Below are 5,648 nucleotides of genomic sequence, written 5' to 3' on the forward strand. Positions count from 1 at the left end.
ACCCGAGGACAGAATCACAGCCCCTTCCGCACCGCCACCCAGCGTGAGTCGGGCTCAGCGAGACTTGGTATGACCAGCAGCTTCCGCCCGACACCGATCGCTATCCGGCAACGATATCCGTGAGCGCTGTCGCGCGGCTGCATGACCCGTCGGGCCGCTGCCGCAACGCGCCCTGCCGCGGCCAGTTGCCAAATGGGAACTCACCAGCCTTACAGATCTCGAACTCCGCATGGGGCAGCTAAGGTAACCTTGGCTTGATCATTCGCTCGGCTACTCTTCCGCCCTATCGCGACAGTCAGATCGTGGAGCAGGGATGCCGATCCGGAGGGAACTCCGCTACTTTTACGCAATCGACTGGCCGCAGCTCTCCCACGTGATCCGCTTTCACCGCGCACGAGGGTGCTGCGAGGCATGCGATCGCCCTCACCTGCAGCGGGTCTTCCACCTCGGCGACGGGCGCTGGTGGGACACCGAGAGCGGCAGCTGGCGTAATGGCCAGAGGCGCAAGCTCCGGCAGCGGCTGCGCAACGAGGATCTCCTCGCCTGAGTACGTGTCATCAAGGTGGTGCTGGCCGCGGCTCACCGCGACCACGACACGGCGAACAACGAGGGCGCCAATTTGGCCACCTTTTGCCAGCGCTGTCATATGCTTCATGACCGTGCCGAACATCAGCGCCGCCGCTGGCTCACGTTGTTTCGGCGCAAGGCGATGGGGGACCTGTTTCGTGGCCCTTATTCGGTCAGATGACTCATCCCGATGGCCAAGCGCACCATCCCGGATCTTGGCCACCCACTCGTCCGTGAACGGAGGCGTCCTCGTGTCAAGGAAGAGACGCAGCGACTCGCACGCCGTCGCCTGGGTGTGCGGACTGGTCTGGGCGGCAGCCTGCCTCACGCCGGCTTCGGCCGAGCTCAGCCGGCATCGCGTCGGATCAGCCGACATCGCGGTGAACGAGATGGGCAGCGCCGGTCCGGTGGTGGTCCTCGAGGCCGGGCGCGGTGAGGACATGCAGAGTTGGGCGCTCGTCGCACCTGCACTCGCCTCGTGCATGCGGGTCATCCGCTACGATCGGCCGGGTATCGGGGGCAGTGCCGCGAACGCCCCTGATCAGGTCGTTCTCGCCGATACTGTTGCCGATCAGCTCCTGGTGCTGCTGCGCACGCTGGATCTGGCGCCGCCCTACATCCTCGTTGGCCACTCGCTCGGCGGCCTCTACGTCCAAGCCTTCGCTCGCCTTCATCCCACAGCGACTGCGGCGGTCGTCCTGGTTGATGCCGCGAGCCCGGCTGAGCCGCCCGGTGTCTTCGTGTCCCCGACCCCGCCGGCGAGCGGCACGGTCGCGGCGGCTGAAGAGGCGGGGGTGCCACCGAGCATCGCAGCGATGAATTCTGGGCCGCCGTTCCCGCCGGTTCCGCTGATTGTACTGGCTGCGACCGACCATGGGGACACACTGGAGCGCGAGGCGCTCTGGCGCGACGTTCAAGTCCGGACCGCGGCGCTGTCACCGCGCGGGCGGCTGATAGTCGTCGAGGGCAGTGGCCACTTCGTCCAGCAGGACAAGCCCGCAGCGGTGATCCAGGCCGTCCTCCAGGCTGCCGGGATGGCTGGGTTTGACACGTCTGACTGCAGCGCTCGACGCGGCAGGTGACGAGCAGACGCGTCAACGCCCCGCTCGCACATCGGGGTTTGTATCGGCCTTTCTGTCTGGAGCACAGCATCGATAATTACCCCGCAGCTCTGGACAGGCCATACGGCCACGCCTACCTTGTGCGCAGCCGCAAATTGGTGCGAGCTGACGCAGCTATCCAACCATCCAGGACAACGATGACACGCAATCGCGTGCGGCGGTCGTTTACCGTCGAGGTCAAAGGGCGTGGCCGATCCGGGTTGAACCTTCAGGAGGCCACGAAGTCGTCTTCTCCACCGCCGTCGGTTCTCTGGGCCGGCACAGATCTGAGCCGAGAGTTGGCTCAGCTTGCCGAGGAACCGGTGAAAACCGCCCTCCCCTCCCTCACCCAACAGCCGGCCGAGAAGGTCGAGGCCCGTCGCATCCTGCCGAGCCTGCTGGTGGTCGAGCCAATGGCCGTCGAGCCTGAGCCGGCAGTCGAGCGCGAGCCACGTCTCCCGCGGGTGCGTCGCGGCTCGGAGTGGCTGAAGGCGAAGCCAAAGCGTGAGGCGGGTGAGAAGCCAGTGGATTCGGTGATCCCCCGGCTGCCAATTTCGGCGCTACAACCTCAAACTCTGGCAGCAATGCCAGTCGCGGCACCAGATCCAGCGCAGGCAGTCAGACTGCGGCGTGTGAAGATGCACAGCAAGGTGGGTCCGAAACTGAAGGCAGGCGAGCGCTGGAAGCGGCGGCTGCCTCGTGCCTGCTGGTAAGGCGATGCCGGAGGCGGAAGGCCTCCGGCCACAATAGGCTCAGGGGAGGTTAGCCGCCCGAATTGCCCTCTCGAAGTCGGCGCTCTGCTCAGCGGCATCGAACGAGAAGGTCACTTCGAGGTGCTCATCGTCTCCAAATTCGCAGTCAGAGGGTGTCTGTGAAATCGGTTCTCCCGCACTTTGATATTGGTGGCGAATTCGGCCCAGCCCGAGTGTAGGCGCTGGTGCGCATGACGTAGACCGGCGGATCCCCGCGGACCTCGCCGGCATGCCGCGGCGCATGCAGCGCGCCCTGCGGACCCCTCGGCTTCTCGGACCGCTTCTGCAGGGCGATGATGGCAGGCGCGAGTTCGTCGTAGGCGCCCGGTGCGAACTCCTTGCCCATCGCGAACAGCTTGCCGCCTCCGCCGACGACGATGTCGCGCTGCGGGTGCACGGCGGCGTGCAGGATGGCGTTGGCCACCTCCTCGGGCGGGTAGATCGGCGGCGGCAGCGTCGGCTCACGGTCCATGTAGTTGCGGGCGCGTTGCGGCAGCGGCGTGTCGATGGAGGCGGACTTCACCAGGGTGACGGAGACGGGCGCGCCTTCCGCGATCAGCTCCATGCGCAACGTGTCGGTGAACCCCTTCACCGCGTGCTTGGAGGTGGCGTAGAGGCCCGGGAACGGGAAGGCGGGGTCGGAGGCGATGCTGCCGACGTTGACCAGCGCGCCGCCGCGCTTCCGCAGATGCTCGACGGCCACCAGGGAGCCGTTGACCGTGCCCCAGAGGTTGGTCCGGATCAGGCGCTCGTGGTCCTCGTGGGCGATCTCGCGCAAGGGGCCGTAGACGGTCAGGCCGGCGACGTTGACCCAGGTGTCGAAGCCGCCGAACGTCGCCACGGCCTTGTCGGCGACGGCCTGCACGTCCTCGCGCCGGCCTACGTCGGCAACCTCGTAGGCCGCCTTGGGGCCAAACTCGGCCGCGACCTGGGCGAGCACGTCCTCGCTGCGGGCAGCCAGCACGACGCGGGCGCCCCTGAACCGCCCCGGGTTTCCCGGAGGCTGTTTGGTTTGGGTCAGGCGGCCAGGGCTGGCTCCTGCACGCGCGCATAGTAGCGCGCCTCGGCCTCAGCGGGAGGCATATGGCCGATCGGTTCGAGCAGCCGGCGCGTATTGAACCAATCGACCCATTCGAGGGTGGCGAACTCCACCGCCTCGACGCTGCGCCAGGGACCGCGTCGATGAATGACCTCGGTCTTGAACAGACCGATCACCGTCTCGGCGAGGGCATTATCGTAGCTATCGCCGATGCTGCCGACCGAGGGCTCGATGCCCGCCTGCCTCAGGCGTTCGGTGTAGCGAATGCTCACGTATTGCGATCCCCTGTCTGAATGACACACGAGCCCACTGCCCGCGAAGGGCCGGCGCTGATGAAGGGCCTGCTCCAGGGTATCGAGCACGAGGTCGGCCCGGGCCGAGCGCGACACGCGCCAGCCCACGATCCGGCGGGCGAAGACGTCGATCACGAAGGCCGCGTAGACGAAGCCGCCCCAGGTCGCCACGTAGGTAAAATCCGCGACCCACAGCCTGTTCGGGCACTCGGCCTTGAACTGCCGGTTGACCCGGTCGAGGGGGCAGGAGGCGGCTGGGTTGGGAACGGTGGTGCGGACCCTGTGTCCGCGGACAACGCCGTGCAGGCCCATCGCCCGCCTCAGCCGCGCCACCGTGCAGCGCGCTACTGTGATCCCCTCGCGCGCGAGCTGCCGCCAGACCTTACGCACGCCGTAGACGCCGAAGTTGGCCGCGTGCACGCGCCGGATCTCGGCCACCAGCGCCGCGTCCCGCCGGGCTCGGGCCGGCAGCCTTGCAGGATCGGCCCGCCGAGCGACATGGGCGTGGTACGTCGACGGGGCGATCGGCAGCAGCCTGCAGATCGGCTCGACCCCGTAGAGCGCACGATGATCGTCGATGAAGGCGATCATGACCGGAACCGGCGGTCGAGCTCCGCCTGGGCAAAATACGCCGATGCCTTGCGCAGGATCTCGTTGGCCTGCCGCAGTTCCCGGTTCTCCCGCTCCAGCGCCTTGATCCGCTCGCGCTCGTCCGTGGTCGCCGCCGGCCGCACGCCCTGATCACGTTCGGACTGGCGCACCCAGTTCCTCAGGGTCTCGCCCGAGCAACCGATCTTGGCGGCAATCGAGCGGATCGCCGCCCACTGCGAGCCGTGCTCGCCCTGATGCTCCCGGACCATCCGGACCGCCCGCTCGCGGACCTCAGGGGAGAAGGGTGGGGTGTGCTTCGTCATGGCTCCATCCTCTCAAGAGTTGGAGCCTCCGAGAAACCCGGGGCGGTTCACCCGCGCCACGGCCATGCGGCCGGTCGCCAAGCCGATGCCACTCGACGCCCCGGTGATGACGATGACCTGCTCGCGCAGCGGCTTGTGCCTCATGTCCGTTCCTTCCGTCACCGAGCGAGGGTCCGGCTGGGCTACGTGTCAGGCGACGAAGCGTTGCGGCCGGCGACGCTTTCCCGCGTGTCCCGACGCTCCGGTTTGTCCCTGCGGGTGCGCTTGATCCGGTAGTGGATGGGTTTGAAGCTGCCGTTGTTCGACTGCAGCGCTGAGCACGCGGTCAGGCCAATGACCAGGTCCGTCTCCGCCTCGAAGGTGATGTGATCTCCTGCCCGGCTGAGCGGCGGCTCGACCGTAAACGTCCCCGTCTTCCCGTCCACGGGCACGTTCATGAAGCAGTTGAACGCCACCGGGATGCGGTCAGGCGCAACCCCGTACGGCGCGAGGGCGTGAGCGAGGTTGCCGAAGCAGCCGCGGTGCGGGTCCGCGTCGCCGTAGATGATGCGGAACGTGTCCGCCGAGCAGGGCGTGAGCAGGAAGTCATGACGCCCGACCGTGTCCTCGACGATGCGCAGGAGCACGTTCGAGCGGTTCGAGTAGATGGGGTCGCCCGTCGTCAGGTAGATCCGGCCCGCGTAGTCGAGCGTGCGCCCCGACGAGATCACCTCGTCGAGGTCGTGGCGGTTGAAGGCCAGGAGGTCGGCCACCTGCTCGCCGTGCGGGTCGATGACGGTGAGCCTGTCACCCTCGTCAAGGGTGAAGGCGACGCCCGAGCGCGGCGCGATCTCCCGGATGCCGGCCTCAGCGCACATCGGCGCCCCCGCCGTCGGATGCCCGGGGCCGGAACGGGCAGCGCCACTCCTCGCCTGTCCGCCGTCGGCACCCGTGAGACAGAGTGAGGCCCTTCACGAACGGAGGATGGCTGGTTCAGCGTAGCC

General features: G+C 67.5%; 5 protein-coding genes, 2 pseudogenes and 1 other annotated feature. Of the genes and pseudogenes, 3 read left to right on the forward strand and 4 right to left on the reverse strand.

Annotated features, from left to right (window positions below; all coding sequences use genetic code 11):
* Positions 1-313: 313 nt before the first annotated feature.
* The 3 genes and pseudogenes from ACKUB9_RS33945 to ACKUB9_RS33955 all read left to right on the forward strand — a co-directional run bounded on the left by ACKUB9_RS33945 (position 314) and on the right by ACKUB9_RS33955 (position 2,380).
* Positions 314-748 (forward strand): annotated as a pseudogene (locus ACKUB9_RS33945) (hypothetical protein).
* A 70-nt stretch (positions 749-818) separates the two neighbouring features.
* Positions 819-1,649: an alpha/beta fold hydrolase gene (locus ACKUB9_RS33950; RefSeq protein WP_407531052.1), complete on the forward strand. Its 831-nt coding sequence runs from the start codon at positions 819-821 to the stop codon at positions 1,647-1,649.
* 176 nt (positions 1,650-1,825) lie between these two features.
* Positions 1,826-2,380: a hypothetical protein gene (locus ACKUB9_RS33955; protein WP_407531054.1), complete on the forward strand. Its 555-nt coding sequence runs from the start codon at positions 1,826-1,828 to the stop codon at positions 2,378-2,380.
* Positions 2,381-2,585: 205 nt separating this feature from the next.
* On the opposite strand, the pseudogene ACKUB9_RS33960 reads toward ACKUB9_RS33955, so the two are convergent.
* The 4 genes and pseudogenes from ACKUB9_RS33960 to ACKUB9_RS33975 form a co-directional block, all read right to left on the reverse strand.
* A pseudogene (locus ACKUB9_RS33960) lies at positions 2,586-3,398 on the reverse strand (SDR family oxidoreductase); the annotation flags it as partial.
* A 38-nt stretch (positions 3,399-3,436) separates the two neighbouring features.
* A protein-coding gene (locus ACKUB9_RS33965; protein ID WP_407531055.1) for an IS3 family transposase occupies positions 3,437-4,665 on the reverse strand; the annotation gives its coding sequence in 2 pieces (ribosomal slippage) (positions 3,437-4,377 and positions 4,377-4,665; 1,230 coding nt in all).
* Positions 4,268-4,384 (reverse strand) — a sequence feature (AL1L pseudoknot). It overlaps the preceding gene by 117 nt.
* A 12-nt stretch (positions 4,666-4,677) precedes the next feature.
* Complete coding sequence (locus ACKUB9_RS33970; protein WP_407531059.1) at positions 4,678-4,809, reverse strand: hypothetical protein; 132 nt, start codon at positions 4,807-4,809, stop codon at positions 4,678-4,680.
* Between the two features lie 38 nt (positions 4,810-4,847).
* Positions 4,848-5,522, reverse strand: coding sequence for a DUF1989 domain-containing protein (locus ACKUB9_RS33975; RefSeq protein ID WP_407531057.1), 675 nt, complete (start codon positions 5,520-5,522; stop codon positions 4,848-4,850).
* Positions 5,523-5,648: the final 126 nt, after the last annotated feature.

This window comes from Methylobacterium oryzisoli, assembly GCF_046557895.1.
GTDB lineage: Bacteria > Pseudomonadota > Alphaproteobacteria > Rhizobiales > Beijerinckiaceae > Methylobacterium > Methylobacterium oryzisoli.

Excerpts from the sequence above, each read along its gene's own strand:
- ACKUB9_RS33955 (WP_407531054.1), top strand. The coding sequence starts at position 1,826 with ATGACACGCAATCGCGTGCGGCGGTCGTTTACCGTCGAGGTCAAAGGG.
- ACKUB9_RS33970 (WP_407531059.1), bottom strand. The coding sequence starts at position 4,809 with ATGAGGCACAAGCCGCTGCGCGAGCAGGTCATCGTCATCACCGGGGCG.
- ACKUB9_RS33975 (WP_407531057.1), bottom strand. The coding sequence starts at position 5,522 with ATGTGCGCTGAGGCCGGCATCCGGGAGATCGCGCCGCGCTCGGGCGTC.